This is a genomic window from Halomonas sp. V046, from assembly GCF_052645355.1.
Map to the genome: position 1 here is coordinate 240,359 of NZ_JBQXYF010000005.1, position 26,088 is coordinate 266,446.

Consider the following 26,088-nt stretch of genomic DNA (forward strand, 5'->3'; position numbering starts at 1 on the left):
TTCTCCGTGTCCCGCAAGGCCCGTGCCATGACCGCCATCGCCTACCTGGCGCCGCTCTGTGCGGTGCTTATCTGGTCGGGCAACATGACCATCAACCAGCTGGCGGTGGACGCCATCGCCCCGACCAGCATCGCCTTCTTGCGCTGGTTGTTGGCGGTAATCGTGCTGACGCCTTTCGTGCTGCCGCTGGCGTGGCGCCAGCGCGAGAGCGTCTATCGCCAGTGGCCCCGGCTGGCGTTACTGGGGTTGCTCGGCATGGCCCTGTGGCAAGGCCTCGCCTACGTCGCCGCCGCCACGACCAGCGCCACCAACATGGGCATTCTGGCCGCCATGGTGCCGCTATTGACCATCCTGCTCAGCGCCCTGGTGCTGCGCGAGCCGCCGACGCTCGGTGGCGTCGTGGGGGGCGTGATCGCGCTGACTGGCGTACTGTGGCTGCTGAGCCGGGGGAACATCGCTGCGCTGGCCGAGCTCGAGGTCTCCCCGGGCGATGCCTTGATGGTGGTGGCGGCGACCTGCTATGCGCTCTACGGCGTCATGCTCAAGCGCTGGCCCATGGCACTGTCGCCGTGGGTCATGTTGTATGTCCAAGCGGTCTTCGCCACGGCGCTACTACTGCCAGGCTACCTGCTGGGACCGATGACGCCGGTCGGCGCCGACAACGTCGGGCTGATCCTCTATGCCGGCATCCCCGCCTCCATCATCACCACCTACTTCTGGATGCTGGCCATTGGCCGGATCGGTGCCAGCCGAGCCAGCATCTTCATCAACCTGATGCCATTGTTCAGCGCGATCATCGCCATGGCCTGGCTCGGCGAACGTCTCTCGCTCTACCACCTGAGCGGCGGCGCTCTGGTGCTGGCCGGTGTGCTGATGGGGCAACTGGTCACACGCCCGCTGCGAGCCCGTTGATATCCGCCGCGACCGGTCGGTCGCTGACTCCGTCAGGCCGCGGCCGCGGCACGGCCGGGAGCGACACGGCCGAGACCGACACCGGGCGCGAAGGGCCAGCGCTGTCGCCGGATGACCCTAAGCAGACTAAGCTGCGCGCCCCTCCCGGGTTTGCAAATACGGCACTGCTTGTATAACTTCGGTATAAGCACTGAGGGACAAATACCCCAGCGCTCCACGGCAATCCACTCGACGAGAGGTTCCACTATGAAACATATCGTCAAGGCCGCAGCACTGATGAGCGCCATGGCTCTGTTCTCGACCATGGCCCTGGCCGCTACTCAGGAAGAAGAGATGTCTCAGAACGGCGGTGTGGACTCCGCCAACGATGCCTCCGAGAAGCAGGAAAGCCACGCCGAAACGAGCGATGAAACCATCGTCAAGGACGGTGGCGTGGATTCCGCCAACAGCGCCGAGGAGGCCGACGACCACGCTGGCGACGAGGCACAGCCGCAAGGCGACGTTGCCGAGGACAGCGGCGTCGATTCCGCCAACGAGACCGACAAGACCGAATAATCCGGTGGGCACGCGAGGAGGCTGGCACCGCCTCCTCGCTGCCGCGTACAGCGGACTCAGGCCCCGGCTCCAGGCCCCTTGAATGGGGCATCCCAAGACCCCGAAACAGCGGGGTTTTTTTGCGTAACGTCGCGGCATCCGGCGGCGTATCCTGACGCCACATCGGGCCGGATTGCACTATCCAGTGGCGTCGCCTGCATCCACCAGCGTGCCGGCTGCGTAACGAGAGAGGCCATGGGGGCCACCGCTGAGCCACCACCAGCCCCCTCTCGAGGACCCTTCGCCCCGAACGAAGCCGCCAAGGAGTGAATCATGAAGAAATCCCTGTCTCTGCTCGTCCTGGCCAGCGCCCTGGCGCTGGGCACCAACCTGGCCCTCGCCGCTCACCACGGTGAAGAGGAAATGCCCCAACAGAGCGGTGTCGATAGCGCCAACGATGTCTCCGAGGCTCCGGACAACGGTGGTGCCCTCGCCGAAGGCGACATCGTTACCGACAGCGGCGTCGACTCCGACGCCGACACGAACAACGTTGCCGATGCCAGCACCAAGGCCGATGCCCGTCTCGATGACGACCCCATCGTCGAGGATGGCGGCGTCGATTCAGGCAACGCTACCGAGTAAGCCTTCCCAAGCGTCCCACCGAAGAACCCCGGCCGACGCCGGGGTTCTTCGCGTCTGATGGCGACGCCCCGGCCCCACTTTGCATCACCGCCGAAACGGACTGTGCCGGCTCGGCCTTGACTCGAGCTTCGTGCTAGACTACCCGGTCCCCAATTGGAGGAAGACGCGACATGTCCCTCGATGATCTTCAGCTTAATCTTCGCAACCTGACGTCTGACGACTATCCCCAGCTCAAGCGGCTGATGGATCAGGTCTATCACGACATCGGCGGCGCCTGGCCGAAGCTCACCATCGACAAGCTGGTCACCGAATTTCCCGATGGCCAGATCGTCATCGAGGATGACGGCCAGGTGATCGGTGTCGCCCTGACCGCCCTGGTCGACTACGACGAGTTCTCCAACCCCCATCGCTACGATGACCTGATCGGCAAGCGCGAGACGATCCAGAACGCCGCCAATGGCGATACCATGTACGGAATCGACGTCCTGATCGACCCTGCCTATCGCGGTTATCGCCTCGGCCGCCGTCTGTACGAGGCGCGCAAGGAGGTCTGCCGTCAGCTCAATCTGAAGGCGATCCTGGCCGGCGGCCGGATTCCGGAGTACCACCGCGTCTCCGACGAGATGTCGCCGAGCGACTATATCGAGAAGGTCGCCCGCCGCGAGCTCCACGATCCGATTCTGTCCTTCCAGTTGGCCAATGACTTCCAGGTCAAGCGCCTGCTGCGCAAGTACCTGCCGGAAGACGAGAAGTCCCAGGGCTACGCCACCTTGCTCGAATGGAACAATATTCTCTTCGAGCCGGCGGAGCGCATGCTCGAGAGCCGCCCGACCCAGGTGCGGGTCGGTGCCGTACAGTGGCAAATGCGTGAGTTCGCCTCGGTGGAAGCGGTGCTGCAACAGGTCGAGTACTTCGTCGATGCGCTGTCGGATTACCAGAGTGACTTCGCGGTCTTCCCGGAGCTGTTCAATGCGCCACTGATGGGCTTGCAAGATCGTGCCGCCCAGCAGGATCAGATGGCCGCGATCCGCTTTCTTGCCGGCTTCACCGAACGCTTCAAGTCCGAGATGTCGCGCATGGCGGTGGCGTACAACATCAACATCATCGCCGGTTCGATGATCGAGGAGTGCGAGGACGGGCGTCTCTACAACGTCGCCTACCTGTGCCACCGCGACGGCAGCGTCGAGCGCCAGGCCAAACTGCACATCACTCCACAGGAGCGTCGCGACTGGGTGATCGAAGGCGGCGATGATCTGTGCGTGTTTGAAACCGACGCCGGACGCATCGGCATCCTGATCTGCTATGACGTCGAGTTCCCCGAACTCGGCCGCCTACTCGCCGACCAGAACATGGACTTGCTGTTCGTGCCGTTCTGGACAGACACCAAGAACGGCTACCTGCGCGTTCGACACTGCGCCCAGGCCCGGGCCATCGAAAACGAATGCTATGTCATCCTGTGCGGTAGCGTCGGCAACGTACCCTCGATCGAGAACCTCGACATTCAGTACGCTCAATCCTCGGTCTTCTCACCGTCTGACTTTGCCTTCCCCCATGACGCCGTCATGGCCGAGACCACGCCCAATACCGAAATGGTCATGTTCTCGGACCTGGACCTGTCACGCCTGACCGTGGTGCGCAATGAAGGCTCGGTGACCAACCTCAAGGACCGGCGCAAGGACCTGTTCGATCTGCGCTTGCGTGACTGGTCGTGGAAGTCCGGCGCCCGCGACAACGACGATAGCTGAACGATGCTGTCACGTTGGCGCAGGTGGCGCGCCGAGCGTTTCAAGGCCCGCCACCCCTTTCCCGAGCCAGACTGGCGTGAGGCGTGCTCACGCCTGCCACTGCTGGCAGCGCTGCCGGCCGACCAGGCCGAGCGCCTGGGCAGGCGGGCCTGGCAGTTCGTGCATGACAAACGCCTGAGCCTGCATCCAGAGCTTGCCGGAGACCTGTTCGACGGCCCCGAGCGCCTCGCCATCGCGGCCCAGGCCTGTCTCCTGACCCTTGGCTGGAGTGACCGCGATCACCTCGATGCGCTGGCCAATGTCCACGAGATCGTGATCCTGCCCGACGCCTTTCGCCGCGACGTCGAAGAAGTCGATGAGGCCGGCGTGGTGCATGCCTTCGCCGACGAACGCGCCGGCGAGACCTCCCACCAGGGCCCCGTCATCCTGGCCTACCCTGAGCTGATGCAAAGCGGCGGCTGCGACGGCTTCAATGTCGTGATCCACGAGTTCGCCCACAAGCTCGATATGGGCAACTCCCTCGATGCCGATGGCTTTCCACCGCTGCCCGCGGACATGTCGCCACACGACTGGTACCGCGAGTTCATGGCCGTGTACAACGACCTTCACCAGCGCCTGGCGGCCGGCCAAGCGCCGCCTATCGATGACTACGCCGCCACCCACCCAGGGGAGTGTTTCGCCGTCTGCTGCGAAACCTTCTTCAGCGCGCCCGGCCGCCTGGCCTCTGCCTACCCTGGGCTCTACGCGCTACTGACGCGCTACTTCCGCCAGCACCCCGGACGCTGGCCAGGCCACGCCGACAGGTGCGCCCAGGACGCCGGTGAGGAGAGCCTTGCCCCAGGCGACGCCTCGGGAGCGGACGGAGAGAAACCATGACGCGTCGCTGGCTGCTGCCGTTGATTGCGCTGCTGGTGCTGACGGGCTTCGGTCTGACCTGGCAATGGCTGGCGATGCACGACATCGTGACCGTGGACACCTTGATGCAAGTCGCCCGGGGCAGCGTCGGCTGGCGCGATACGCCCTGGGCCATCGTGGTGGTGATCGCCGTCTACGCGGGACTCTCGCTGGTGATGTTTCCGCTGAGCCTGCTGGTGGCCGTAACCGGGCTGATCTTCGGTCCCTGGTGGGGCTTCGGCTATGCCCTGGCCGGAACCCTTGGCGCCTCTATGTTGACCTGGTGGGTGGGCCGGAAAATCGGCCGTGATGCCCTGTTGCGTTACGGTGGTCAACGCCTGCACGGGCTATCGCGATACTTGTGCGGCCGCGGCGTGCGCACCATGACCTTGGTCAATCTGCTGCCGCTGGCGCCCTTCACCCTGACCAACATGATGGCCGGAGCTTTTCACCTGCCGTTTCGCGATTACATGATCGGCTCGACGCTGGGCATCGTGCCAGGGCTCGCCGGGGTCACGCTGCTCGGCAGCCAACTCGGACAGCTGCTCACCGCCGACAGCCACACCGAGCTCCTGTACGCCGTCGTAGGGCTGCTGGTCGGTGTCGGCCTGCTGATCGGCTTGAAGCGCTGGGCGGATCACAACAAGACACAGCGACCCTAGGGTCCCCTAAAACGGACTCACCAATCCTCTCCCACACACTCTCCCACCCTTGGTGGACAAGTGCCAACAGGCTGCAACAGCTAGCGACAAACCGAGATAGCAGTATCCGCACTGCCACACGCTCAATCACAAATATGGGCGAATTCGATGCAGTTTCGCCCGGCGCCCTTGGCACGGTACATGGCCTCGTCGGCCTGGCCGATCATGAATTCCAGATCATGATTATCGCCTTCGATCAGGATGGCGCCGATGCTGGCCGTCACCACGATACGCTGGCCATCATACTCGACGTCCAAGTTTTCCAGCGCCGCGGAAAATCGCCTCAGCATCGCCAACATGCCTGCTTCGTCGGTATCCGCCATCACGACACAGAACTCTTCGCCCCCCATCCGCGCCACCAGATCAGACTTGCGACCACATCCCGTCAGAACGCGACTGACCTCCACCAACACCCTGTCACCGATCTCGTGGCCATAGGTGTCGTTGATGACCTTGAAGTGATCAAGATCCACCATCGCGATGCCAAAACAAATGTTGCGATATTCTTGGACATTGGCCAGGGATGCGAGACGTGTAGAAAAGGCTCGGCGATTAAAAACACCGGTCAGCGGGTCAGTTTCCGACAACACAACCATCTTTTCGATCTGATGATGGATACGCACGCTGGCTGCCACCCAGAGGGCCAAGGCTTGAAAGCGCTGTCGATCAGCGTCGCCGAAGGCATCTCTGGTGGCGCTGGCGGCATTCATGGTCCCGCAGCAATGGATGTCACTCAGCAGTGGTACGCTCAAGCAACAGTTCATCCCCTCGCGCTTGAGAACGTGACAGTCCAGGCCTTCGCACTGCCCCAGACAAGAAGCGTAGACCGACTCACGCCGCCGATATACCTGCCCCACCATGGTCCCTTCTATGGGAACCAGCGTATCCAGAGATGCCACCTCCGTGCCCTGCACGACAATCATCCTCAGGTAAGCGTCGGACTCAGCCAGTAAAATGGACACACGATCCGCCTTGAAGACGCTCCACAACCACTTCGTCACAACGTCCAGAACATCGCTAAGCGACTCGGCTCGGGACAGGTCACCGACAAACTCAACAGGCAATTCGATCGTCAAACCAACGGCGCCGTCGGTGGAGCCAACGCTATCAGCGGATTCAGTGTGAGTCACCACTACACCTCCTGACTGCGCCCAACTAAGCCGGTTTGCTAGGGCATTTACACAGGCATTCGTCTCTCATCGCTACTTTCACATAGAACTTTCCAAACCCCCACTCGCCTAAATGAGGTATCAGCACATCACTCGTTCATCACCGCAGTGATCCACCATAGGGGGTGATTTATAGAGCTTAAGGTCATTATCACCAGTACATTTCGGATAAGAGACACCTAACCCACTGAACACCAGTAAGCGCAGCAACCAAAAGAATGGCTTTTTCCATTTCTGAGTAGCAAGAAAACAAGCCAAAGAGATCACCCAAATGGATGATACCGCCATTATTTGGTCGGCAGTTTTGGCTCGCGCTCACTGTCCCCGCCAGGCCACCAGGAAGGCCGCTCCTCGCGCCATTCACCCTGGACCAGGTGGCGCAGCAGCCGACCGCGATGGCGCAGCATGTGCCATTCGGCGCCGAGACGACTGCGGACTCGCTCCCAACCGCCATCATCGGCATGGGTGAAAGGGCCGCCGCGGGCGATGGCAAGGCGATACACCCTGAGACAGCGCTGGGCGCAGCGCGCCTCGTCATAGCTCGCCGCGGTGATCAGCGCTTCGCGCTTGAAGGCGGCTCGCCGATCGGGATCCGCGCACTCCCCCAGCGCTGCGGCGAAGGCATCGCTATTCGCCTGTGACAAGAGCCGTCCATTGCGCCCATCGTCGACGACCTCACGCACCCCAGCGGCGTCGAGCGCGACCACCGGCAGCCCGGTCGCCATGGCCTCGGCGATCACCATGCCCTGGGTTTCACTATGGGAGGCAAAGGCGAAGACATCCATGGCGTGGTAGGCGTCGATCAATGCCTGCCCCTGCAGGCGTCCGGTAAACACGACGCGGTCCGACACCGCGAACCGCTCGGCGGTCTCCGCCATGGCGCTCCTGGCATCACCCTCCCCCACCACCAGCCACCAGGCCCGGGGATGGCTCAGCAGGGCGCCACACACCGCCGCGGCAAGAAACTCGAGGTTCTTCTCCCGGGCCAGGCGCCCGACGTGGCCAAACACCGTGGCCTCGGCCGGAATCTGCAGCGTTCGGCGCCAGTGCTCGGGATCCCCCTGACGGAAGCGCTGCATATCCACGCCGCTCGGCACCACATTGATGTCAGGGTTCGCCGCCCGGCTGACCAACAGGTCGCGAATGCTCTCGCTCGGCGCGATGACCTCATCGCACAGCCAGGTGTATTGGGTGGCCAAGGCCACCGCAAACCGCTGCATGCGCGAAGAGTCACCGGGCACGTAGTGGGTGTAGTGCTCATACAACGTGTGGTGGGTGAAAATCAGTGGCAGTCCGTAGGTCTCCGCGGCCCGCGCCGCGGTATCGCCGAGCAGAAAGGGGTGGTGGGAGTGGACGATATCGGGCTCGAAGGCCTCGATGGCGTCATACAGTTGACCAGGCATGGGCACCGGCAGCGAGAAGTCGCTGCCATTGAATTGCTGCAAGGCCACCACCCTGACCACATCCGCTTCGTGCTCGGGCTGGCCTTCGAGGCGCGGCGCCACCACCAGGACCCGGTGCCCAGCGCGCTGCAGCTGACACTTGAGGCGCTGCACCGACTCGCTCACCCCGCCGACGATGGGCAGGTAGGTGTTGGTGAACATCAGCACATTCACGGTGGGAACGGCCTCCTGAGCGGGTAAGGTGGGCGGTAAAATGGGTATCGAGCGAAGCACACGCAGTACGATCAAGCCCCGCCGATACGTGGACGTCGTCCTGGGCCGCCCCCCAGCCTTGCATACACCGCCTTGACCTGTGTTTCAGTATAGAGGGCCTGAGTCAGGCGGGCGCCGGCCCCCCATCGCCAGCGACTGACGCGACAGTGGCGCGCCTAGATCCACGCGCCGGTCCACACAAAGGTCTACGCGAAGGTCTACGAGTAAGGGCCGCGCCAAGGGCACCGCACTGCCCCGAGAGGCGACAAAGCACCGCCACATCGCGGCAGAGGCCTTGGCCGCGCGGCACGATCATACACGCCGGCATCTGGGTCTCACACCCCGGCACTTGAGTCTCTCACCCCGGCTCTTGGGTCTCACACCCTGCTACCTGCGCATCAGGCCACCTCCACGGGCGCAGGAACTACCTGCCTACACCACGGCGCCTGCACCGGTCGGCTCTACCCACCCTTGAAACCTCGGTAGACGGCCCTTCGATACCCACAAGAGCCAAGAGTTCACCGCCCCTCAAGCAAACGCCGATGAACCAGAGCGATCCCCGCGCCAACCGCCCACTCCAGGCGTTCGGCCACTGTGTCAACGGCCTACTCGGGCAGCGCCGGCACCCGCTCGGCCAGTTGCGCGACCAGCGCATCGACGAAGGCCCGCAACCTGGCCGGCACATGGCGACGCTGAGGATACACCGCATGGAAGTCGGCGCGGACGCCATGCCAGCCATCGAGCAGGGCCACCAGCTTTCCGTCGCCGATCTCCTCGTGCACATCCCACCACGAACGCAGCAGCACGCCGTGACCATCGAGCGCCAGGCGCTTGACCACCTCCCCGTCGTTGCTGCTCATGGGGCCGGCGACCTTGACCGCCTGCGTCTGGCCCGCGTGGCGGGCAACGAAGCGCCACTGGGTGAAGTCGCTGTCATTTTCGCGCAGCACCAGGCAGCGATGGCGCGCCAGATCCTGAGGCACCCGTGGCGCCGGGTGGCGCTCCAGATAGGCGGGGGCCGCACACGGGATGCGCCGGCTGACCAGCAGGCGTCGGGCCACCAGACGGGAGTCCGGGGGGTCGCCGACCCGGATGCCCAGATCGACGCCTTCGGCCAGCGGGGCCGGGAAATTCGACAGCTCCAGCGTCGCTTCTATGCCCGGGTGCTGGGTGCAGAACGTCGACAGCAGCGGTGCGATATGGCGTCGCCCGAAGCCGAAGGTGGCGTTGATACGAAGCGGCCCCGCCAGCGCCTCGCGGTCCCTGCCAAGGCTCTCCTCCAGCTCATCGAGCTCATCCAGCAGGGCGCTGCCTCGTGCCAGATAACGCTCCCCTTCCGCGGTCAGGCTTAGACGACGCGTGGTTCGGGTAGCCAACTCCACGCCTAGCCGAGCCTCGAGCTGCTTGAGGCGCTTGCTCACCGCCGACAGTGAGAGCCCCAGCTCCCGGGCGGTGGTCGTCAGATTGCCGGCTCGGGCCAGTTGACGAAAGAAGGCCAGATCATCGAGAGACGCCATCATTCTTTACTCAAATTCAATAATGAATTGAATCATATCCTGATTATCCTCCTGGCGTTAACCACTAGACTGGACGGGAGTCCATCACCCAGGAGGTTTCCCCATGGCCCATCGCATCGCCGTTCTCGCCGGTGACGGCATCGGCACCGAAGTCATGCCCGAAGGCGTTCGTGCCCTCGAGGCCGCCGCCAAGCGCTTCGGCATCGAGCTTGAGCTCACGACTTTCGATTTCGCCTGCTGCGACTACTATCTGGAACACGGTCAGATGCTGCCGGATGATTGGTACCAGACTCTGGTCGGCTTCGATGCGATCTTCTATGGAGCCATCGGCTGGCCGGAGAAGGTGCCGGACCATATCTCGCTGTGGGGGTCGCTGCTCAAGTTCCGCCGCGAATTCGACCAGTACGTGAACCTGCGCCCGTGCCGCCTGTTGCCCGGCATCAAGAGTCCGCTGGCCGGCCGAGTGCCCGGCGACATCGACTTCTACGTCGTACGCGAGAATACCGAGGGAGAGTACTCAAGCGTCGGCGGCACCATGTTCGAGGGTACCGAGCGTGAGGTGGTGATTCAGGAAACCGTCATGACGCGTCATGGCGTCGATCGGATACTGAAGTACGCCTTCGACCTGGCGCAGACGCGCCCGCGCAAGAAGCTGACGTCGGCGACCAAGTCCAACGGCATCGCCATCACCATGCCGTGGTGGGACAAGCGCGTGGCGGCCATGGCCGAGCGGTATCCCGATGTCGACGTCGACAAGTTCCACATCGACATCCTGACCGCCAACTTCGTCATGCACCCCGACTGGTTCGATGTGGTCGTCGCCAGCAACCTGTTCGGCGACATCCTCTCGGACCTTGGCCCGGCCTGCACCGGCACCATCGGCGTCGCCCCGTCGGCCAACATCAACCCGGAAGGCACCTTTCCGAGCCTGTTCGAGCCGGTCCACGGCAGCGCTCCGGACATCGCCGGCAAGGGCATCGCCAACCCTATCGGTCAGATCTGGTCCGGGGCCATGATGCTCGAGCACCTCGGCCACAAGGACGCCGGCGATGCCATCCTCGCCGCCATCGAGTCGGTGCTCAGCGACGGTGACGCCAACGTGCTGACGCCGGATGTCGGCGGCCAGGGCTCCACCGCGAGCCTCGGCAAGACGGTCGCCGACCGCATCGCCCAGGGCTAGGCGACCCGCCGGCCTGGCATCATCGGTCCAGGCCGGCCATTAGAACCCCACGACCTGTTCCGGCAGCCATGTCGCCAGCGCCGGCACCAGCGCCACAGCCAGCAGCGTCACCAGCTGGATGGCAATGAAGGGCAGCACCCCTCGACACATCTGAGCGTAGGTGATGTCAGACGGGGCGATGGACTTCAGGTAGAAGATCGACGACGCCATCGGAGGCGTGAGGTAGCTGGTTTGGATGGTCACCAGCACCAGGGTGGCAAACCACACCGGGTCGATGCCCAGTTGCTTGATCACAGGCGTGAAGATCGGGACACAGATCAGCACGATGGAAGTCCAGTCGAGCACGAACCCGAGCAGGAAAGTGACGCCGAGGAAGAACAGCACGACACCGGTAGGGCCGCCAAGCTGCTCGGCGATACCCGCGACCATCTCGCCGCCACCATTGACCGCGAAGATGCCGGTGAACATGGTGCCACCCGCCACGATCAGCAGGATCATGGAGGTGATACGCACTGTCAGGGACAGCGATTCCGCCAACGCCTTGACAGTGATGCCACCGTTCATCAACGCCAGCAGCAAGGCCCCACCCACGCCGACCGCCGCCGCCTCTGTCGGTGATGCGATGCCCATCAACAGCGAACCCAGCACCGCAAACATCAACAGCAGAGGGGGCACCAGGGCCTTGGCGGTGATCGCCAGTTTCTGGCCCAGCGGCAAAGGCGTCGCCTCCACGGCGGGTGGTCCATCCTGGGGGCGCAGGGCACAGCGTATCAGGATGTAGAGGGCAAACAGCGAGACCATCAATCCGCCAGGCAGGATGATAGCGGCAAAGAGTTCGCCGATGGATAGCTGAGCAAGGGCGGCATAGACCACCACGATCACGGTCGGCGGAATGATCGTGCCTAGGGAGCCGCCAGCACAGATGGTTCCGCTCATCAGACTATTGCGATAACCGTAGGCGCGCATCGCGGGAATCGCCATTAGCCCGATCATGATCTCGACGGCCCCGACCACCCCCGACGCGGCGGCGAAGATGGCCGCCATGGCGATCGTCGTCAGCGCCAGTCCACCAGGGAGTCGACCGATCCATAGCTGAATCGCATCGAACAGTTGTCGTGCGATTCCAGACTTCTCGAGGATTCCTCCCATCAACACAAAGAGCGGAATCGAAGACAGCACATAGTGAGTGGCGGCGCTGTAGACACTGCCGTAAAGCTGCTGGAAGATCAGCGGTCCGAAGGCATACCAGCCCGCGGCGACCGAGATCAGCGTCAACGAATACGCAATGGGAATGCCCAGAAAGATCAGCAGGAATAGCCCGGGAAACATCAGGCTGGCAATAAGGGCATCCATCAGCGGTTCTCCTGGGTAGCACGCATTCCGCATAGCTGTCGCAACCCATCCACCGCGAGCTGGCAGGCGAAGAGGGAAAGCCCGATCGCGATGAGTGAGTAGAGTGGCCACATCCTGGGCGCCCAGACGCTGACCATTTCCACCTCGTTGGTGTGCCAGGCCCGCAAGGTGCGCAGCCATCCGTGATGAGCCATCAGCCCAACCACCGGCACCATCAACAACAGATTGACGGCGCCATGCAGCCGCTGGATCAGACGCGGCGGCAGCAGCTGGCTGAAGGCGTCAACCCTGACATGACCATCCACCTTGGCGGTCCAGGCGATGCCGAGAACAAAAGCGGCCCCCGTGGCCATATAGGACAGATCGAAGGCCCAGATCGTCGAGGCATTGAAGGCGTAGCGTGCGATGACTTCGTAGAGCATGGCGCCGGTCAGGGCGACAAGCGCCAGGCGACTGCCCCACGCCAGCAGCGTCGAGGCCCTGTCGATAAGGAGCATCAGTGTATTCATGAATAGGCGTCACCCCAGGGTGCAGGGTGACGTTCCTCCGGGGTCGGTTGGGACGGACGGTTGAGGGATCAATCGCGAATCAGGTAGTCGTTCTGCTCGCTCCAGCGCTGCTGGTAGGCACGGTAGTCTTCCAGCAGTTCCTGCATCGCGGGGTCGCCCGACTCCTCGGCCGTAGCCTCCATCCATGCCCGGCCGCTTCGGGCCAGATCCTCGACAAAGTCGGGGGCCAGGCTCACCACTTCATTGGGCCCCGAACGGAAAGCCTCCATGGCCAGCATGTCCTGGTGATAGAACTGACTCAGACCCTCATAGGTCGTGAGCTTGGCCGCGGCCTCGATCAGAGGCTTAAGGTCGTCCGGAACGGCCGCCCAGGTGTCCTCGGTGACGACGACCTCCCACAGGAAGGTGGGCTGATGCACGCCGGGCACCACGATGTACTTTGCGGCTTCGTGGAATCCTTCGGGCTGGTTGCTTGATGGGGTGGCCCACTCCACCGCATCGACCCCCTTGCGCTGAAGCAGCGTGTAGGTGTCTCCAGGCGGCACTACGGTCGGCACCGCACCGTAATACTCACGCATCACCTCCGCCCAGGGGCCCGACGTCCGATACTTCAGGCCCTCGAGATCCTCCGCTCCATCGATCCTGACATTGGCGTGGGCGAACACCTCGGTAGAGCCAATACCGACGATCAATGAGTGCAGCCCCTCGCCGGCCCGCAGCTCCTGCAAGGCTTGTTGACCGCCCCCTTCATAGATCCAGTTGATGTACGCCTCGGGGCCCATGCCCCCGGGGAAGCCGGCAAAGATGGCGTTGATGGGTTTCTGGTTCACCAGGTAGCTTGGCGTGGAGTGCCCCGCTTCCACGGTGCCTTCCAGCACCGCCTCGTACACCTGCAACGCTGGTACGATCACCCCCGCGCCAAAGGGCTTGATCTCCACTCGCCCCTGGCTAAGGGTGTCGGCGTTGTCGGCGAACCGTTCGAGGAAGTTCTCGTAAAAGGGAGAGCCAGCCGGTACCGAGGTCGGCACCTTCCACTCGACGTCCGCCGCCAGGGCGGGCACTGCCAGTCCCATGACCAGGCTTCCGATCGCTGCTGCGCTCAGGTTCTTGTTGTTCATTGTGTTGACTCCATCGGTAAATCCAGCGCCCATCGCCAGATGCGTCATGCTCCAACGTTGTGGTGGGCCGGCATGCCCAGATTCAGATACCCCCACCAAAACGTAGATTGTATAAAATATATTAACAAGACACATGATTGCAACAGCGCCACGCGAGCCGCTTGTTGGCGCACGCCTCGGCGACCATTTACAGGGATTAAAGGGCACGACGAGCCCCACGTCGGGATGGATCACAAGCACTGGCCGGTCGAGGAACGTTCGGCCTGGACATCGGCTCGAAGGCGTCAAGCAACGATGGAAGAGGAATTAAGTATGAGCGGTAGGCGGTAGGCGGTAGGCGGTAGGCGGTAGGCGGTAGGCGGTAGGCGGTAGGCGGTAGGCGGTAGGCGGTAGGCGGTAGGCGGTAGGCAAGAGTGGTTGTTACAAGATCGGCAAGACGGTCGCCGATCGCATCGCCCAGGGCTAGGCGACCCGCCGGCCTGGCATCATCGGTCCAGGCCGGCCATCAGCGCCGCCACAGCCCCTGAATCACCCTGACGCGGTCATCGGCGAGATTGGCCTTGAGGTGGCGGCCCATGGTCTTGAAGGCCTCGCCGAAGATCGCCTCCGGCCCCGGCAAGCCTGCGCCAGAACCGGTCGAAGCGGCCGCCCGGGCCACCGGGTCGTCGCCTTCGCGGCGACCGTGATGGGCGCGCCAGGCCAGGGCCTCGGCGCTGACGTCGTGTTGCTGTTGAGCGCGGAAGCCCGCCGCCGCCAGCCGTTCATTGAGCCTGTCCAGGCTGGCCAGGTGACTGTGGGATTCGCCACTCGCCCAGGGCACCGGTAGCGCCAGCGGGGCTGGATTGCCGCCGCTGACCACTTCATGCAGCAGCAACTTGCCGCCCGGCACCAGCACCCGATGCCACTGCGCCATCACCCGCTCGGGCTCGGGCATGTTGAGCAGGGCGTGCTGGCACCAGACGACGTCGACGCTTCCGTCCGCCAGCGGCAGGCGCGCGGCATCGGCACAGGCAAAGTGCGTCACTCCACCGAGGCCACAGGCATCACTCAACCAGCGCGCCACGGCGATGAAGTTGGCGGTGATGTCCACCCCAGCCACCGAACAGCCGAGTTCTGCGGCCAGCAGGCGACTGGCCCCGCCGGTACCGCAGCCGACATCGAGAACCTTATCCCCCGGGGCGATGCCGCCCATCGCCATCAGTGCCAGGCTTGCGCGTCGCCCCCCTAAGTGCAGTTGATCGATACCCGCCATCTCCGCAGGCCCAAGGTCGTCGGGATCACGCCCCGCCGCCCGATAGGCCGCCCTCAGGCGTAAACGTAACGGCTCGTCCTGACGCCCGCCATAGTGATGGCTGACGGCGATACTCGCCCCGTTTCCCGCTGCGCTCTCGCTCATGGCGTTCCTTGTCGTCGCGGCGATGACGCCGAGACTTTGCGACGGATGTCCCCTCGTTCTCGCCTCGGCGTATAATTTACGTATATATTTTGTATAGAATATCTCATCCCTTCACGACTTCAGGAGTTCACATGGTTGCGTCCCTGCGCGGACTCGCCCTGGTCACCGCCCTGGCATCGCCACTCGCCCTCAGCGCCTGCACCGGCATTCCCGAGGGGACCCGGGCCATCACCGACTTCTCGGCGCCGGACTACCTCGGCCGCTGGTATGAGATCGCCCGCTTCGATCACAGTTTCGAAGAGGGCCTCGACTGTGTCACGGCCGACTATTCGGCGCGCGAGGACGGCGGCCTCCGGGTCATCAACCGCGGGGTCAATCTAGCCGAAGGCAAACCAGACACCGCCGAGGGCAAGGCCTACCTGCTCGAGGAGCCCAACGTCGGCCGGCTGAAAGTCAGCTTCTTCGGTCCCTTCTATTCAAGCTACAACATTCTAGCCCTCGATGACGACGGCCAATGGTCCTTGGTCACCGGGCCGGATCGTGACTATCTGTGGATCCTTGCACGCACCCCCAGGCTCGATTCGGCGACCTACCGGTCGCTGGTCGAACGCCTCACCGCGCTCGACTACCCGACCGCCAACCTCATCGAGGTCGAACAGGGCGAGGCCTGCGAGCGCTATCTCCAAGAGCCCTAACGCCAAGAGCCCTAACGCCAAGAATAGCCAAGACCAGAGCAGCGAAGGCCAGCACCGCCAGCCCCGGCCCGACTAGATAGAATGTATAACATACGGACACGTGAATCCTACATATGCTGGGGAGTGGTACCGGCCACACCCGGTCCATTCTCAGCAAAGGATTCGCTCATGACACTTGGACGACGTCAATTTCTCGCCGCCTCGGCCGCCCTCGGCGCCGCGGTCACGGCCCCTTCCCTGCTGGCCGGAGGCCTGTCGGGCGCTCCGCCATCTCGCTATCCAGACACCGCCTGGCATTCGCTGGACGAGCGCTTCGACCGTTACGTGCTGTTCAATTCCCCGCTGGAGCGCCAGTGGAGCGGTGGCCTGTGGCTCGAAGGTCCGGCCTGGAATGCCATCGGACGCTATGCGGTGTTCAGCGACATTCCCCGCGCCCGTCAGATGCGCTGGGATGAGGCCAGCGGGCAGGTCAGCGTGCTACGCCACGAAGTCGGCCACTCCAACGGCAACACCTTCGACGCCCAGGGGCGCCTGGTCGCCTGCGAGCACTCCCCGGCGCGTGTCGTGCGCTACGAGTGGGATGGCAGCCTCAGCGTGCTGGTCGACCAGTACAACGGCAAGCGCCTTAACGCCCCCAATGACCTGGTGGCCCTCGACAGCGGCGGCATCATCTTTACCGACCCCGGCTACGGCGCCCACGTCGACTACGAAGGACATCGCCGCGAGCTGGAACTCGACACCGCCGTCTACTACTGGGAAGACGGCATGCAGGAGCCTCTGGTACTGACCACGGAACTGTTCAAACCCAACGGCATCGCCCTGGCGCCGGATGGCAAGAGCCTCTATGTGACCGATACCGCCCCGTCTCATCATCCCGACCAGCCCGCCACCATTACCCGCTTCACCCTGGCCGACGGGGGCAAGCGCCTCGATGCCATGCAGCGCCTGGTCGAAAGCGACAGCGAAGGCTACGACGGCATGACCGTCGATGTGGACGGCAACTTGTGGGTCGGCACGTCTGGCGGTGAAGGCGTCGACGGCGTCAGTGTCTTCGCCCCGGACGGCACCCTGATCGGGCGTATTCTGCTCCCCGAAGTCTGCGCTAACGTGTGCTTCGTCGGCGATGATCGCAACCGACTGCTGATGACGGCCAGCCAGTCGATCTACACCCTCTATACCGGCACCCGGGGTGCCTGAAGGCCACCGCGATCGAGGCGCCCGGGAACCCGGGCGCCTTGCCCATGCCCGGGCCGACCAAGGTGGTTATCAGCGTCCTTCAGCAGGCCAACGGCGAGGCGCCCTCGTGCCGTCAAACACACGGGAGTGATAGTCATCCTCCTGGCGTTCCGTCGGCGGCGCCATGGCCGACGACTTTTCATTCTCGCACCGGGGTTTTTCACCTAGCCGACCCGACGACTTGCCTGCACCGATCGAGGCCGGGAAGGTGGCTTCCAGACTCCCGTGCCGCCCGACGAGCTCCCCGTCGAGCGGCGCACCCGCCACAATAGTCGCCGGCCAGACACGGCCGGGGCACGACAACACAGGCGACTCGATGACAACTCTCCTTGCCCGCGCGGCACAGCCGGCCGCCGTGCCCCTTGCTGCCACCCGACGTTCCCCCGACAGCGGGGGCCGGCATGCTTGCTGACTGGCTGACCCAGAGCCTCGAGGCCGGCACGCCATCTGCCGCCAGTGAAGGTCGGCTTGCGGGTGGCCGCTATCGTATGGATGCCCCGGGCGTGCTGACCCTGGTGCCTGACCGGGTCGCCGAGGACGCCAGGGCCTGCGTGCTCTCCGTCGCCATTCACGGCAACGAGACCGCACCGGTCGAGCTGCTCGGAGAGAGCCTTGCGAGGCTCGAAGCCGGACTCATTCACCTCGGCGCGCCGGTGTTGGTGGTTCTCGGCAACCTGGAGGCGATTCGCCGCGGCAGCCGCTTCGTGACCACCAACCTGAATCGGCTGTTTCGTCGCGACCTCGACGCGCAAGGAGCGGAGCCCGACCGCGCCAGGGAACTGATGGCGGCGGTCGACGCATTCTACGCCGAACACGCGGACAACCACCGAGGCGACGCCGCGCTGCCGCGCCTGCACTACGACCTGCACACGGCGATTCGTGACAGTCAGTTCGCCCGCTTCGTCGTCGACCCCTTCGCCGAGACCGCCACCGACAGCGAGCAATGGGCGTGGATGGCCGGGGCCGGCATCCAGGCGGCGCTGCAACAGCATCAGCACAGCTGGACGTTCTCCCACTACAGCAAGCACTACCACGGCGCCCAGGCGTTTACACTGGAGCTCGGCAAGGCACTGCCCTTCGGCCACAATGATCTGGCTCCCCTGGCGCCCATGGGCGCGTTGCTCGATGCGCTGATGCAAGGATGCCGCCCCGAACACGGCGCTATCAGCGCGATGGCAGGGTTTCGCGTCGCGGTGGAAGTCTTCCGGCACAGCGACGACTTCAGTCTGTGCTTCCCCGACGATACCCCCAACTTCACCGAGTTTGCCCCGGGAGAGCTGGTCGCCACAGACGCCGTCGGCGGTGATACCCGCGTCGGCGACACACCACTGCGCGTGGTCTTTCCCAACGCCCAGGTAGAGTTGGGTGCTCGCGCCGCCCTGTTGGTGCGCCCAGCTCGGCTCGCGCCCGACGACGCCCATTGACGCTTCGTCAACCATCCACCGAAAGAACGTAAAAACAACAGGTTGGAGAAAACACCATGAATAACTATCGCACTTTGTTAGACGAAGGTATAAAGCTCCTCGCCAAGACGGCGCCTGTTGTGCTTTCCCAAGCCTGTTAGAATCCCCCCCTTTTCGCGCCAGCCCGCGCCAAACGGCCTCCCCCTACCCCCGGAAGCGCCGACCTGATCTGGAGCCCGATTCATGGCTGATACACCGATTCCGCTGGAAGTGCGCAATATCACCAAGCGCTTCGGCGACACCGAAGTGCTCAAGGGCCTGTCTCTGCAGGCCCACAAGGGAGACGTCATTACCCTGATCGGCGCCTCCGGCTCTGGCAAGAGCACCTTCCTGCGCTGCATGAACCTGCTCGAGCAACCCAACGAGGGCGAGCTGATCGTTCACGGCGAGCCGATTCGCTTCAAGCAAACCAAGCATGGGCGCGAGCCGGCGGACTGGAACCAGGTCGTCAAGATGCGCGCCAAGCTGTCCATGGTGTTCCAGAGCTTCAACCTGTGGGCCCACATGACCTTGCTCGAGAATGTCATCGAGGCGCCCGTCCACGTCCTCGGCAAGTCCAAGAAAGAGGCCATCGCCCACGCCGAGGCCCTGCTCGATCGAGTCGGCCTGGCCGAACGCGCCGACTACTACCCGGCCCAGCTCTCCGGCGGCCAGCAGCAGCGTGGCGCCATCGCCCGAGCGCTGGCCATGGATCCCGAGGTGATGCTGTTCGACGAGCCGACCTCGGCGCTGGATCCGGAGCTGGTCGGCGATGTCCTCAAGGTCATGCGCGACCTGGCCGAGGAAGGCCGCACCATGATCGTGGTGACCCACGAGATGGCCTTCGCCCGGGATGTCTCCACCCAGGTGATCTATCTCCACCAGGGCCAGGTGGAAGAAGCCGGTTCTCCCGACGAAGTACTCGGCAACCCACGTTCCGAGCGACTCAAGCAATTCCTGGCGCCCAAGCACTAAGCGGCACCCGAGGAGGACTCCATGATCGACCTGCAAGGCTATGGCCCGCGGCTGCTGGAAGGCGCGCTGGTCACCATCGAACTGGCGGTACTATCGCTGATATTGGCGGTGATCCTCGGCCTGATCACCGCCAGCGCCAAGATGTCACGCCACTGGCTGCCCCACCGTCTTGGCACCCTGTACACCACGATCATTCGTGGCGTGCCGGACCTGGTACTGATGATGCTGCTGTTCTTCGGCGGTCAGATCGGCATCAACATGTTCACCGACTGGCTCTATGACCAGTTCGGTATCGATATCTTCATCAACGTCAACGAGTTCATCGCCGGGGTGCTGACCATCGGCCTGATCTTCGGTGCCTACATGGGCGAGACCTTCCGCGGCGCCTTCCTGGCCGTGGACAGCGGCCAGATCGAGGCCGGCCGCGCCTACGGCATGAACCACGCGCTGGTATTCCGCCGCATTCGCTTCCCGCAGATGATGCGCCACGCCCTGCCGGGGCTGTCGAACAACTGGATGGTACTGCTGAAGACCACGGCCCTGGTCTCGGTCATCGGGCTTTCGGACATGGTGCGCGTCGCCGCCGAGGCCTCCAAGGCCACCCGAGAGCCGTTCACCTTCATGATCATCGTCGCGATCATCTACCTGCTCATCGCCAGCGTCTCGGAGTGGTTCTTCTCGCGCCTGCAAAAGCGCTACGACGTCGGCTTCGGAGGGCATGACTGATGGAAGCGTTGCTCACCTGGCTCGAGACCCAGCTCGCCGACAACAGCATCTTCACCCTCGACACCCTGTCCTACTATGGCCAGGGCCTGACCACCACCGTCCAACTGGTGTTCCTGTCGCTGATCATCGGCCTGATCTTCGCCGTGCCGCTGTCCATCGGCCGAGGCTCCAAGCGACGCTGGATCAAGATGCCCATCTTCTTCTTCACCTACGTGTTTCGCGGCACGCCGCTGCTGGTGCAGCTCTACCTGATCTACTACGGCGTGGTCTTCGTCGAAGGCATTCAGGACACCTGGCTGTGGGTACTGCTCGAGAAACCGTTCTTCCCCGCTCTGGTGGCCTTCACCCTGAACACCGCCGCCTATACTACCGAGATCTTCCACGGCGCGATCAAGGCGACCGGGCGCGGCGAGATCGAAGCGGCCAGGGCCTACGGCATGCGCTACTCGCTGATGATGCGTCGCATCGTGCTGCCGAGCGCCTTTCGTCGCGCCTTGCCGGCCTACGGCAACGAGGTCATCTTCATGCTTCACGCCAGTGCCATCGCCAGCGTGGTGACGATCATGGACCTGACCGGGGCGGCACGTTTCGTCTACGCACGCTTCTATGCCCCCTTCGACGCCTTTTTGTTCGTCGCCGGCATCTACCTGTGCCTGACCTTCGCGATCCTGTTTTTGTTTCGCTACCTGGAGAAGCGCCTGCTGGCCCACCTGAAGCCCGCGAGCGGGTGATCCAGGACTCACCGTCAAACGAACGTTGGGAACTAGCGTTTTATTTTCCGTTTCCCCTCTTCATGACGGCCAGACCATTCGCTATCGTGGATGGGTTGCGTCCACAAGACGCTCAATCAACAACAAGGGGTCTACCCATATGACACTGCGCAGCATGTTCTCCATCGGCCTGATCGGTGCCGCCGTGATGGCCTCCACCGCCCAGGCGGAAGTTCGCGACATTCGTATCGGCGTCGACGTGCCCTACGAGCCCATGGAGTTTCGCACTCCCGAGGGCGAGTTGACCGGTTTCGATATCGACCTCGGCAATGCTCTTTGTGCAGAAATTGGCATTCAGTGCGAATGGGTAGTGCAGGGCTGGGACGGCATCATCCCGGGGCTCATGGCGCGCAAGTACGACGCCATCATGTCTTCCATGACCATCAACGACGAACGCCGTGAGCAGGTGCTGTTCTCCGAGCCCTACTTCACCCCGCCCTCGGCCTGGTTCGCTCCCGCCGACCTGGAAATGGGCAACCCCGACACCGAGTCCCTCGAAGGCAAGACCATCGGCGTGCAGCGCGGCACCCTGCAGGACAACTACGTCACCGACATGTACGGCGATGTGGCCGATGTGAACCGCTACTCCACCGCCGACGACCTGGTCCTCGACATGGACTCCGGTCGCGTCGACATCGGCTTTCTCGACTTCCCGGTCGGCAAGTCTACCCTGCTCGACAGTGACGCCGGCGACTACAAGGTCGTAGGCGACAAGATCAGCGAGCCCAAGAAGTACTTCGGTGATGGCTTCGGCATCGCCTTCCGTCAGCGCGACGAAGACCTGGCCAATGCCTTCAACGAAGCCTTGGTTGCGCTCAAGGAAAACGGCACCTACGACGAGATCCACACCACCTACTTCGGTGAGTGATCATCGTCTTGCACCGCTTCCGCCTGCATAACCGTAGCACCGGTTGTCCCGCGCCTCAGCGCGGGACAACCAAGCGAGTCAGCCGTCGGCGGTCTCCCCGCCGGCGGCGTCTCGAGCGTCTCGAGCATCCCGCCTGGCCCTCGCGGCTCATGGCCGCATGGCCACGCTCCCCCTCCTGCGCCCAACCAATCGCCTCGCCTCCCCGGCTCGACGGCTTCGCCCTGAGCGAATGGTTCGACGAATAGCCCCAGCCAGACACGCGACCGCCACTCCACGAGCGAATGCTATCGCGTCGTAATGGCGTCGGAATGGCGTCGGAATGGCGTCGGAATGGCGTCGGAATGGCGTCGTCCGCCAGCTTGCGCACCGGCACGCGATCACGCTCCCCACCGCTCGTGTTCCCTGCCCGGCAAGTTGCCCCAAGCCGCCGTTGTTTTGCCTAGGCCCCATCGGCTCGTCGTGCTTCCCTTGGCCGCCCCAAGCCCCGCCGCGAGTCTCATATCGATAGACCCATCAACAGGAGTCCCCCATGCGCCAGCCACCGCTAACCCTCTTCGTCTTCCCTCTCGTCGCCACGCTGGCATTTTCCGTCCAGGCCGACGAACCGCTTCGCCTCGCCGTCGACGTCCCCTACGAGCCGTTCGAGTACAAGCTGCCCGATGGCACCCTGACCGGCTTCGAAGTCGATCTGGGCAACGCCGTATGCGCCCACCTGGAGATCGAGTGCACCTGGGTCGAACAGCCCTGGGATGGCATGATTCCCGCCCTGCAGGCACGCAAGTTTGACGCCATCATGTCGTCCATGGCGATCACCGAGGAACGCTCTCGCCAAGTCCTGTTCTCCGAGCCTTACTACACCACGCCGAGTGCCTGGATCACCCCACGCGGGAATCACATCGACATCACCGACAAGGCCAGCCTCGATGGCCTTACCGTAGGCGTACAGAGCGCCACGCTGCAGGACCGCTACGTGACCGACCTGTATGGCGATGTGCTCGAGGTTCGCCGCTACGGCAGTGCCGATGACGTGGTTGCCGACCTGCGTGCCGGTCGTCTCGACCTGACCTTCATGGACTATCCCATCGCCGAGGCCATGATCGACATCGACACCGACGACAGCGACTTCGAGCGCATCAGCGACTTCATCAAGGAGCCCCAGGCCTACTTCGGCCAGGGCGTCGGCGTGGCCATGAGAAAGCGCGACCGGGAACTCGCCGAGCGGTTCAACCAGGCCCTCGCCGAGCTCAAGGCCGATGGCAGCTACGATGAGATCATGAATCGCTACTTCAGCTACGACGTGAAGCTCTGAGTCGATTGCCCCATCGTTTCTACGCCGCCGGCCCGGTGTCGGCGGCGACTTTCGAGGACGCCTGCATGCTGACACTGCTGAAGAACGCGACCCTGTTCGCCCCGGAGCCCATGGGCCTGCGTCACCTGCTAATTGCCGATACCCGGATCGCGGCGATTCTTGGACCCGACGACCCGTTGCCGATGGCCTGGCCCGGGCTTACGACCGTGGACCTGGGCGGACGGCGGGTCATTCCCGGCCTGGTCGACCCCCTGGTGCATATGACCGGTGGCGGCGGTGAAGGGGGCTTCGGCACTCGCACGCCGGAGCTGACGCTCGCCGACGCCGTCGGCTCCGGCGTCACGACCCTGGTCGGCGCCCTCGGCACCGACGCCCTGACACGAACCCCCGCCAACCTGCTCGGCAAGGCGCGGGAACTTGCCGCTGGCGGTCTGACCTGCCTCGCCTATACCGGCTCCTACCAGCTACCCGCGGTGACGCTGACCGGATCCGTCGGCTCGGATATCGTCCACATCGTGGAGTTCATCGGTGTCGGCGAGATCGCCATCAGCGATCACCGTGGCTCTCAGCCGACGGTCCAGGAACTCGCCCGCCTGGCCTCGGAGGCGCGCACCGCCGGCATGATCGCCGGCAAGTCCGGCATCGTCTTCATTCACACCGGCGACGCCCCCGGCGGCCTCGAGATCCTGCGCGAGGTCGCCCGCACCACCGCGCTACCCCTGGCTCAGTTCCTGCCGACCCACATCAATCGCACCACGCGGCTGTTCGAGGACGGCCTGCGCTTCGCCCGTGAAGGCGGACGCATCGACGTCACCACCAGCACCACGCCAGAATTGCTGGCCGCTGGCGAAGTGCCGGCATCGGAAGCCATGGCGCGAGCGCTGCATGCCCGCGTCGACCCGACCCGCCTGAGCATGTCATCCGACGCCAATGCCTCCCTGCCCCACTTCGATAAGGAGGGCCGCTTTCTGGGCCTTGCCCCCGGGCGACTGGCCAGCCTTTTCGAGGCTCTCGGCGAGTGCGTAAACGACCACGGCATCGCCTTGGAGCATGCCGTGCCACTCGCCAGCACCCACGCCGCCGATGCCCTGGGGCTCGCCGCCAAGGGACGGCTCGCAGTCGGCCAGGATGCCGACCTGGTGGTGCTCGGCGAGACGGGTTGGGCGATCGATCAGGTCTGGTCGCTCGGGCGTCAGATCCACCGGCGCAGCTCCGAATAGGGAAATGCGCTACCTTGGCTGTGCCGAGACCATCGCGATCATCCTAATGACCGGTCGGCGTGTAAGCATTCGTTTCTGGCCGTGACTCAACGCCTGTTACCAGAAGGAAAGGGGATGCAGACAGTGTGGCCTTCACGTCGTTAGACTCGACGGTCCGTCAGATGCCTAGGGGAATGCCGGCCCGCCACCGAACACCGAGTCTGCGGATGCCCCCTGAGTCATACGATGAGATCGTTAGTGTCCTACGACGAGATCGTTAGTCGTGTAAGGATTCAGTCGAAACGACGACTCACTCCTGTTACCGGAGCAACGGCAACGGCAAGCCAAGTGCCCCATCAGGAGACACGCCAGACGACACGCCAAGAGTGGCTGCCGCCCCGTTTCTAAGGTCGCCAACACCAAGTCGCCAGCGAGGAGACGCCATGACCAGCTACACGAAATCGTCCGACGCCATCGCCCGCCTGACGCCTGAGCAATTCCGCGTCACTCAGGAGAGCGGCACCGAACGTCCAGGGACCGGCGAGTATCTGCATAACCACGAGCCGGGCATCTATGTCGATATTGTCTCGGGAGAGCCGCTATTTGCGTCATCGGCCAAGTTCGAGTCCGGCTGTGGATGGCCAAGCTTTACCAAGCCCATCGAGACAGCCAACGTCAACGAACTGCGCGACGGCTCCCATGGCATGATCCGCACCGAGGTACGCTCGAGCCACGGCGACAGCCACCTTGGCCACGTCTTCCCCGATGGACCGCCGGATCAAGGCGGGCTGCGCTACTGCATCAATTCGGCCTCGCTGCGGTTTGTCCACCGCGACGAAATGGAGGCCGAAGGGTATGGTGACTATCTCGATCAAGTAGAGGAGGTGTAACGATGGCGACTCAACGTGCGGTCCTGGCCGGTGGCTGCTTCTGGGGCATGCAGGACCTGATCCGCAAGCTGCCTGGGGTGGAAGGCACCCGTGTCGGTTACACCGGCGGCGACGTGGAGAATGCCACCTATCGCCACCACGGCACCCATGCAGAGGGCATCGAGATCCTCTTCGATGCCGATACGATCAGCTACCGCAAGATTCTGGAATACTTCTTCCAGATCCACGATCCGACCACCGCGAACCGTCAGGGCAATGATCGCGGCATGTCCTACCGCTCGGCGATCTACTACGTCGACGACGCGCAAAAGGCAGAGGCTCTGCGCACCATCGAAGACGTCAACGCCTCGGGCCTATGGCCGGGCAAGGTGGTCACCGAGGTCGAACCGGTGGGTGACTTCTGGGAGGCCGAGCCCGAGCACCAGGACTACCTGGAGCGGCTGCCCAACGGCTATACCTGCCACTTCCCGCGCAACGACTGGGTGCTGCCACGCAGCAAGGCAGAAGCCTAAAGCGGCGGCGAGCCATAGGCCGTAGATCCCACCCGAGGGGCGTTAGCTCCACCACCGTCACGGGGCCCGACAACGTCGGGCCCCGTGTTCTTCGTGCCTCGGCTATTGGTTCGGCGCCAGCGAGGCCAAGCCTCTAACGAC

At 63.7% G+C, this 26,088-nt stretch carries 25 protein-coding genes; 18 read left to right on the plus strand and 7 right to left on the minus strand.

Annotated elements, in window-relative coordinates:
- Window positions 1–27 precede the first annotated feature (27 nt).
- The 6 genes from ACUN9Y_RS08660 (at window position 28) to ACUN9Y_RS08685 (ending at window position 5,389) form a co-directional block, all read left to right on the plus strand.
- Complete coding sequence (locus ACUN9Y_RS08660) at window positions 28–912, plus strand: DMT family transporter (protein WP_445460290.1); 885 nt, start codon at window positions 28–30, stop codon at window positions 910–912.
- Window positions 913–1,158: 246 nt separating this feature from the next.
- On the plus strand, window positions 1,159–1,467 hold the full coding sequence (locus ACUN9Y_RS08665) for a hypothetical protein (protein WP_445460291.1): 309 nt from the start codon (window positions 1,159–1,161) through the stop codon (window positions 1,465–1,467).
- Between the two features lie 312 nt (window positions 1,468–1,779).
- Window positions 1,780–2,088, plus strand: a complete 309-nt coding sequence (locus ACUN9Y_RS08670; RefSeq protein ID WP_445460292.1) for a hypothetical protein — start codon at window positions 1,780–1,782, stop codon at window positions 2,086–2,088.
- Between the two features lie 170 nt (window positions 2,089–2,258).
- On the plus strand, window positions 2,259–3,833 hold the full coding sequence (locus ACUN9Y_RS08675) for a GNAT family N-acetyltransferase (protein ID WP_445460293.1): 1,575 nt from the start codon (window positions 2,259–2,261) through the stop codon (window positions 3,831–3,833).
- A gap of 3 nt (window positions 3,834–3,836) precedes the next feature.
- A complete protein-coding gene (locus tag ACUN9Y_RS08680) occupies window positions 3,837–4,709 on the plus strand; it encodes a M90 family metallopeptidase (RefSeq protein WP_445460294.1) in 873 nt (290 codons plus the stop codon).
- Window positions 4,706–5,389, plus strand: a complete 684-nt coding sequence (locus ACUN9Y_RS08685; protein ID WP_445460295.1) for a TVP38/TMEM64 family protein — start codon at window positions 4,706–4,708, stop codon at window positions 5,387–5,389. Before ACUN9Y_RS08680 ends, ACUN9Y_RS08685 begins: the two co-directional genes overlap by 4 nt.
- A gap of 122 nt (window positions 5,390–5,511) precedes the next feature.
- Here the strand turns inward: ACUN9Y_RS08685 and ACUN9Y_RS08690 are convergent, their stop codons facing one another.
- The 3 genes from ACUN9Y_RS08690 to ACUN9Y_RS08700 form a co-directional block, all read right to left on the minus strand.
- Entirely contained in the window at window positions 5,512–6,558 is a 1,047-nt protein-coding gene (locus ACUN9Y_RS08690) for a sensor domain-containing diguanylate cyclase (RefSeq protein WP_445460296.1), read from the minus strand.
- A gap of 326 nt (window positions 6,559–6,884) precedes the next feature.
- Complete coding sequence (locus tag ACUN9Y_RS08695) at window positions 6,885–8,213, minus strand: glycosyltransferase (RefSeq protein WP_445460297.1); 1,329 nt, start codon at window positions 8,211–8,213, stop codon at window positions 6,885–6,887.
- A gap of 644 nt (window positions 8,214–8,857) precedes the next feature.
- Entirely contained in the window at window positions 8,858–9,769 is a 912-nt protein-coding gene (locus ACUN9Y_RS08700; protein ID WP_445460385.1) for a LysR family transcriptional regulator, read from the minus strand.
- A gap of 103 nt (window positions 9,770–9,872) precedes the next feature.
- Here ACUN9Y_RS08700 and ACUN9Y_RS08705 point away from each other — a divergent pair, with 103 nt between their 5' ends.
- On the plus strand, window positions 9,873–10,949 hold the full coding sequence (locus ACUN9Y_RS08705) for a tartrate dehydrogenase (protein WP_445460298.1): 1,077 nt from the start codon (window positions 9,873–9,875) through the stop codon (window positions 10,947–10,949).
- A gap of 39 nt (window positions 10,950–10,988) precedes the next feature.
- On the opposite strand, the gene ACUN9Y_RS08710 is transcribed toward ACUN9Y_RS08705, so the two are convergent.
- From ACUN9Y_RS08710 to ACUN9Y_RS08725, 4 genes are all read right to left on the minus strand, one after another.
- Entirely contained in the window at window positions 10,989–12,302 is a 1,314-nt protein-coding gene (locus tag ACUN9Y_RS08710) for a TRAP transporter large permease (RefSeq protein WP_445460299.1), read from the minus strand.
- Window positions 12,302–12,811 carry a TRAP transporter small permease subunit gene (locus tag ACUN9Y_RS08715; protein ID WP_445460300.1) on the minus strand — a complete coding sequence of 170 codons (510 nt, stop codon included), beginning with the start codon at window positions 12,809–12,811 and terminating at the stop codon, window positions 12,302–12,304. Before ACUN9Y_RS08715 ends, ACUN9Y_RS08710 begins: the two co-directional genes overlap by 1 nt.
- A 68-nt stretch (window positions 12,812–12,879) precedes the next feature.
- Complete coding sequence (gene dctP / locus ACUN9Y_RS08720) at window positions 12,880–13,929, minus strand: TRAP transporter substrate-binding protein DctP (RefSeq protein ID WP_445460301.1); 1,050 nt, start codon at window positions 13,927–13,929, stop codon at window positions 12,880–12,882.
- A gap of 505 nt (window positions 13,930–14,434) precedes the next feature.
- A complete protein-coding gene (locus tag ACUN9Y_RS08725; RefSeq protein ID WP_445460302.1) occupies window positions 14,435–15,325 on the minus strand; it encodes a class I SAM-dependent methyltransferase in 891 nt (296 codons plus the stop codon).
- A gap of 131 nt (window positions 15,326–15,456) precedes the next feature.
- Between ACUN9Y_RS08725 and ACUN9Y_RS08730 the strand changes: the two genes are divergently transcribed.
- The 11 genes from ACUN9Y_RS08730 to msrA all read left to right on the plus strand — a co-directional run bounded on the left by ACUN9Y_RS08730 (window position 15,457) and on the right by msrA (window position 25,947).
- The gene (locus tag ACUN9Y_RS08730) at window positions 15,457–16,020 is read left to right on the plus strand and encodes a lipocalin family protein (RefSeq protein ID WP_445460303.1); all 564 of its coding nucleotides are present in this window, start codon (window positions 15,457–15,459) and stop codon (window positions 16,018–16,020) included.
- Window positions 16,021–16,188: 168 nt separating this feature from the next.
- On the plus strand, window positions 16,189–17,217 hold the full coding sequence (locus ACUN9Y_RS08735; RefSeq protein ID WP_445460304.1) for an SMP-30/gluconolactonase/LRE family protein: 1,029 nt from the start codon (window positions 16,189–16,191) through the stop codon (window positions 17,215–17,217).
- Window positions 17,218–17,657: 440 nt separating this feature from the next.
- Window positions 17,658–18,680, plus strand: a complete 1,023-nt coding sequence (locus ACUN9Y_RS08740) for a succinylglutamate desuccinylase (RefSeq protein ID WP_445460305.1) — start codon at window positions 17,658–17,660, stop codon at window positions 18,678–18,680.
- Window positions 18,681–18,902: 222 nt separating this feature from the next.
- Window positions 18,903–19,673 (plus strand): ABC transporter ATP-binding protein, encoded by a 771-nt coding sequence (locus ACUN9Y_RS08745; protein ID WP_445460306.1) that lies wholly within the window; start codon window positions 18,903–18,905, stop codon window positions 19,671–19,673.
- A 21-nt stretch (window positions 19,674–19,694) separates the two neighbouring features.
- A complete protein-coding gene (locus ACUN9Y_RS08750; RefSeq protein ID WP_445460307.1) occupies window positions 19,695–20,399 on the plus strand; it encodes an ABC transporter permease in 705 nt (234 codons plus the stop codon).
- On the plus strand, window positions 20,399–21,130 hold the full coding sequence (locus tag ACUN9Y_RS08755; protein WP_445460308.1) for an ABC transporter permease: 732 nt from the start codon (window positions 20,399–20,401) through the stop codon (window positions 21,128–21,130). The genes ACUN9Y_RS08750 and ACUN9Y_RS08755 overlap by 1 nt, the downstream gene beginning before the upstream one ends.
- 139 nt (window positions 21,131–21,269) lie before the next feature.
- A complete protein-coding gene (locus ACUN9Y_RS08760; protein WP_445460309.1) occupies window positions 21,270–22,037 on the plus strand; it encodes a transporter substrate-binding domain-containing protein in 768 nt (255 codons plus the stop codon).
- A gap of 529 nt (window positions 22,038–22,566) precedes the next feature.
- Window positions 22,567–23,346 carry a transporter substrate-binding domain-containing protein gene (locus ACUN9Y_RS08765; protein WP_445460310.1) on the plus strand — a complete coding sequence of 260 codons (780 nt, stop codon included), beginning with the start codon at window positions 22,567–22,569 and terminating at the stop codon, window positions 23,344–23,346.
- A 65-nt stretch (window positions 23,347–23,411) separates the two neighbouring features.
- Window positions 23,412–24,566, plus strand: a complete 1,155-nt coding sequence (iadA, locus tag ACUN9Y_RS08770; protein WP_445460311.1) for a beta-aspartyl-peptidase — start codon at window positions 23,412–23,414, stop codon at window positions 24,564–24,566.
- 422 nt (window positions 24,567–24,988) lie between these two features.
- Window positions 24,989–25,435 carry a peptide-methionine (R)-S-oxide reductase MsrB gene (gene msrB, locus ACUN9Y_RS08775; protein WP_445460312.1) on the plus strand — a complete coding sequence of 149 codons (447 nt, stop codon included), beginning with the start codon at window positions 24,989–24,991 and terminating at the stop codon, window positions 25,433–25,435.
- A 2-nt stretch (window positions 25,436–25,437) separates the two neighbouring features.
- Complete coding sequence (gene msrA / locus ACUN9Y_RS08780; protein ID WP_445460313.1) at window positions 25,438–25,947, plus strand: peptide-methionine (S)-S-oxide reductase MsrA; 510 nt, start codon at window positions 25,438–25,440, stop codon at window positions 25,945–25,947.
- Window positions 25,948–26,088: the final 141 nt, after the last annotated feature.

Excerpts from the sequence above, each read along its gene's own strand:
- ACUN9Y_RS08660 (WP_445460290.1), top strand. The coding sequence starts at position 28 with ATGACCGCCATCGCCTACCTGGCGCCGCTCTGTGCGGTGCTTATCTGG.
- ACUN9Y_RS08665 (WP_445460291.1), top strand. The coding sequence starts at position 1,159 with ATGAAACATATCGTCAAGGCCGCAGCACTGATGAGCGCCATGGCTCTG.
- ACUN9Y_RS08670 (WP_445460292.1), top strand. The coding sequence starts at position 1,780 with ATGAAGAAATCCCTGTCTCTGCTCGTCCTGGCCAGCGCCCTGGCGCTG.
- ACUN9Y_RS08675 (WP_445460293.1), top strand. The coding sequence starts at position 2,259 with ATGTCCCTCGATGATCTTCAGCTTAATCTTCGCAACCTGACGTCTGAC.
- ACUN9Y_RS08680 (WP_445460294.1), top strand. The coding sequence starts at position 3,837 with ATGCTGTCACGTTGGCGCAGGTGGCGCGCCGAGCGTTTCAAGGCCCGC.
- ACUN9Y_RS08685 (WP_445460295.1), top strand. The coding sequence starts at position 4,706 with ATGACGCGTCGCTGGCTGCTGCCGTTGATTGCGCTGCTGGTGCTGACG.
- ACUN9Y_RS08700 (WP_445460385.1), bottom strand. The coding sequence starts at position 9,769 with ATGGCGTCTCTCGATGATCTGGCCTTCTTTCGTCAACTGGCCCGAGCC.
- ACUN9Y_RS08705 (WP_445460298.1), top strand. The coding sequence starts at position 9,873 with ATGGCCCATCGCATCGCCGTTCTCGCCGGTGACGGCATCGGCACCGAA.
- ACUN9Y_RS08710 (WP_445460299.1), bottom strand. The coding sequence starts at position 12,302 with ATGGATGCCCTTATTGCCAGCCTGATGTTTCCCGGGCTATTCCTGCTG.
- ACUN9Y_RS08715 (WP_445460300.1), bottom strand. The coding sequence starts at position 12,811 with ATGAATACACTGATGCTCCTTATCGACAGGGCCTCGACGCTGCTGGCG.
- dctP (WP_445460301.1), bottom strand. The coding sequence starts at position 13,929 with ATGAACAACAAGAACCTGAGCGCAGCAGCGATCGGAAGCCTGGTCATG.
- ACUN9Y_RS08725 (WP_445460302.1), bottom strand. The coding sequence starts at position 15,325 with ATGAGCGAGAGCGCAGCGGGAAACGGGGCGAGTATCGCCGTCAGCCAT.
- ACUN9Y_RS08730 (WP_445460303.1), top strand. The coding sequence starts at position 15,457 with ATGGTTGCGTCCCTGCGCGGACTCGCCCTGGTCACCGCCCTGGCATCG.
- ACUN9Y_RS08735 (WP_445460304.1), top strand. The coding sequence starts at position 16,189 with ATGACACTTGGACGACGTCAATTTCTCGCCGCCTCGGCCGCCCTCGGC.
- ACUN9Y_RS08740 (WP_445460305.1), top strand. The coding sequence starts at position 17,658 with ATGCTTGCTGACTGGCTGACCCAGAGCCTCGAGGCCGGCACGCCATCT.
- ACUN9Y_RS08745 (WP_445460306.1), top strand. The coding sequence starts at position 18,903 with ATGGCTGATACACCGATTCCGCTGGAAGTGCGCAATATCACCAAGCGC.
- ACUN9Y_RS08750 (WP_445460307.1), top strand. The coding sequence starts at position 19,695 with ATGATCGACCTGCAAGGCTATGGCCCGCGGCTGCTGGAAGGCGCGCTG.
- ACUN9Y_RS08755 (WP_445460308.1), top strand. The coding sequence starts at position 20,399 with ATGGAAGCGTTGCTCACCTGGCTCGAGACCCAGCTCGCCGACAACAGC.
- ACUN9Y_RS08760 (WP_445460309.1), top strand. The coding sequence starts at position 21,270 with ATGACACTGCGCAGCATGTTCTCCATCGGCCTGATCGGTGCCGCCGTG.
- ACUN9Y_RS08765 (WP_445460310.1), top strand. The coding sequence starts at position 22,567 with ATGCGCCAGCCACCGCTAACCCTCTTCGTCTTCCCTCTCGTCGCCACG.
- iadA (WP_445460311.1), top strand. The coding sequence starts at position 23,412 with ATGCTGACACTGCTGAAGAACGCGACCCTGTTCGCCCCGGAGCCCATG.
- msrB (WP_445460312.1), top strand. The coding sequence starts at position 24,989 with ATGACCAGCTACACGAAATCGTCCGACGCCATCGCCCGCCTGACGCCT.
- msrA (WP_445460313.1), top strand. The coding sequence starts at position 25,438 with ATGGCGACTCAACGTGCGGTCCTGGCCGGTGGCTGCTTCTGGGGCATG.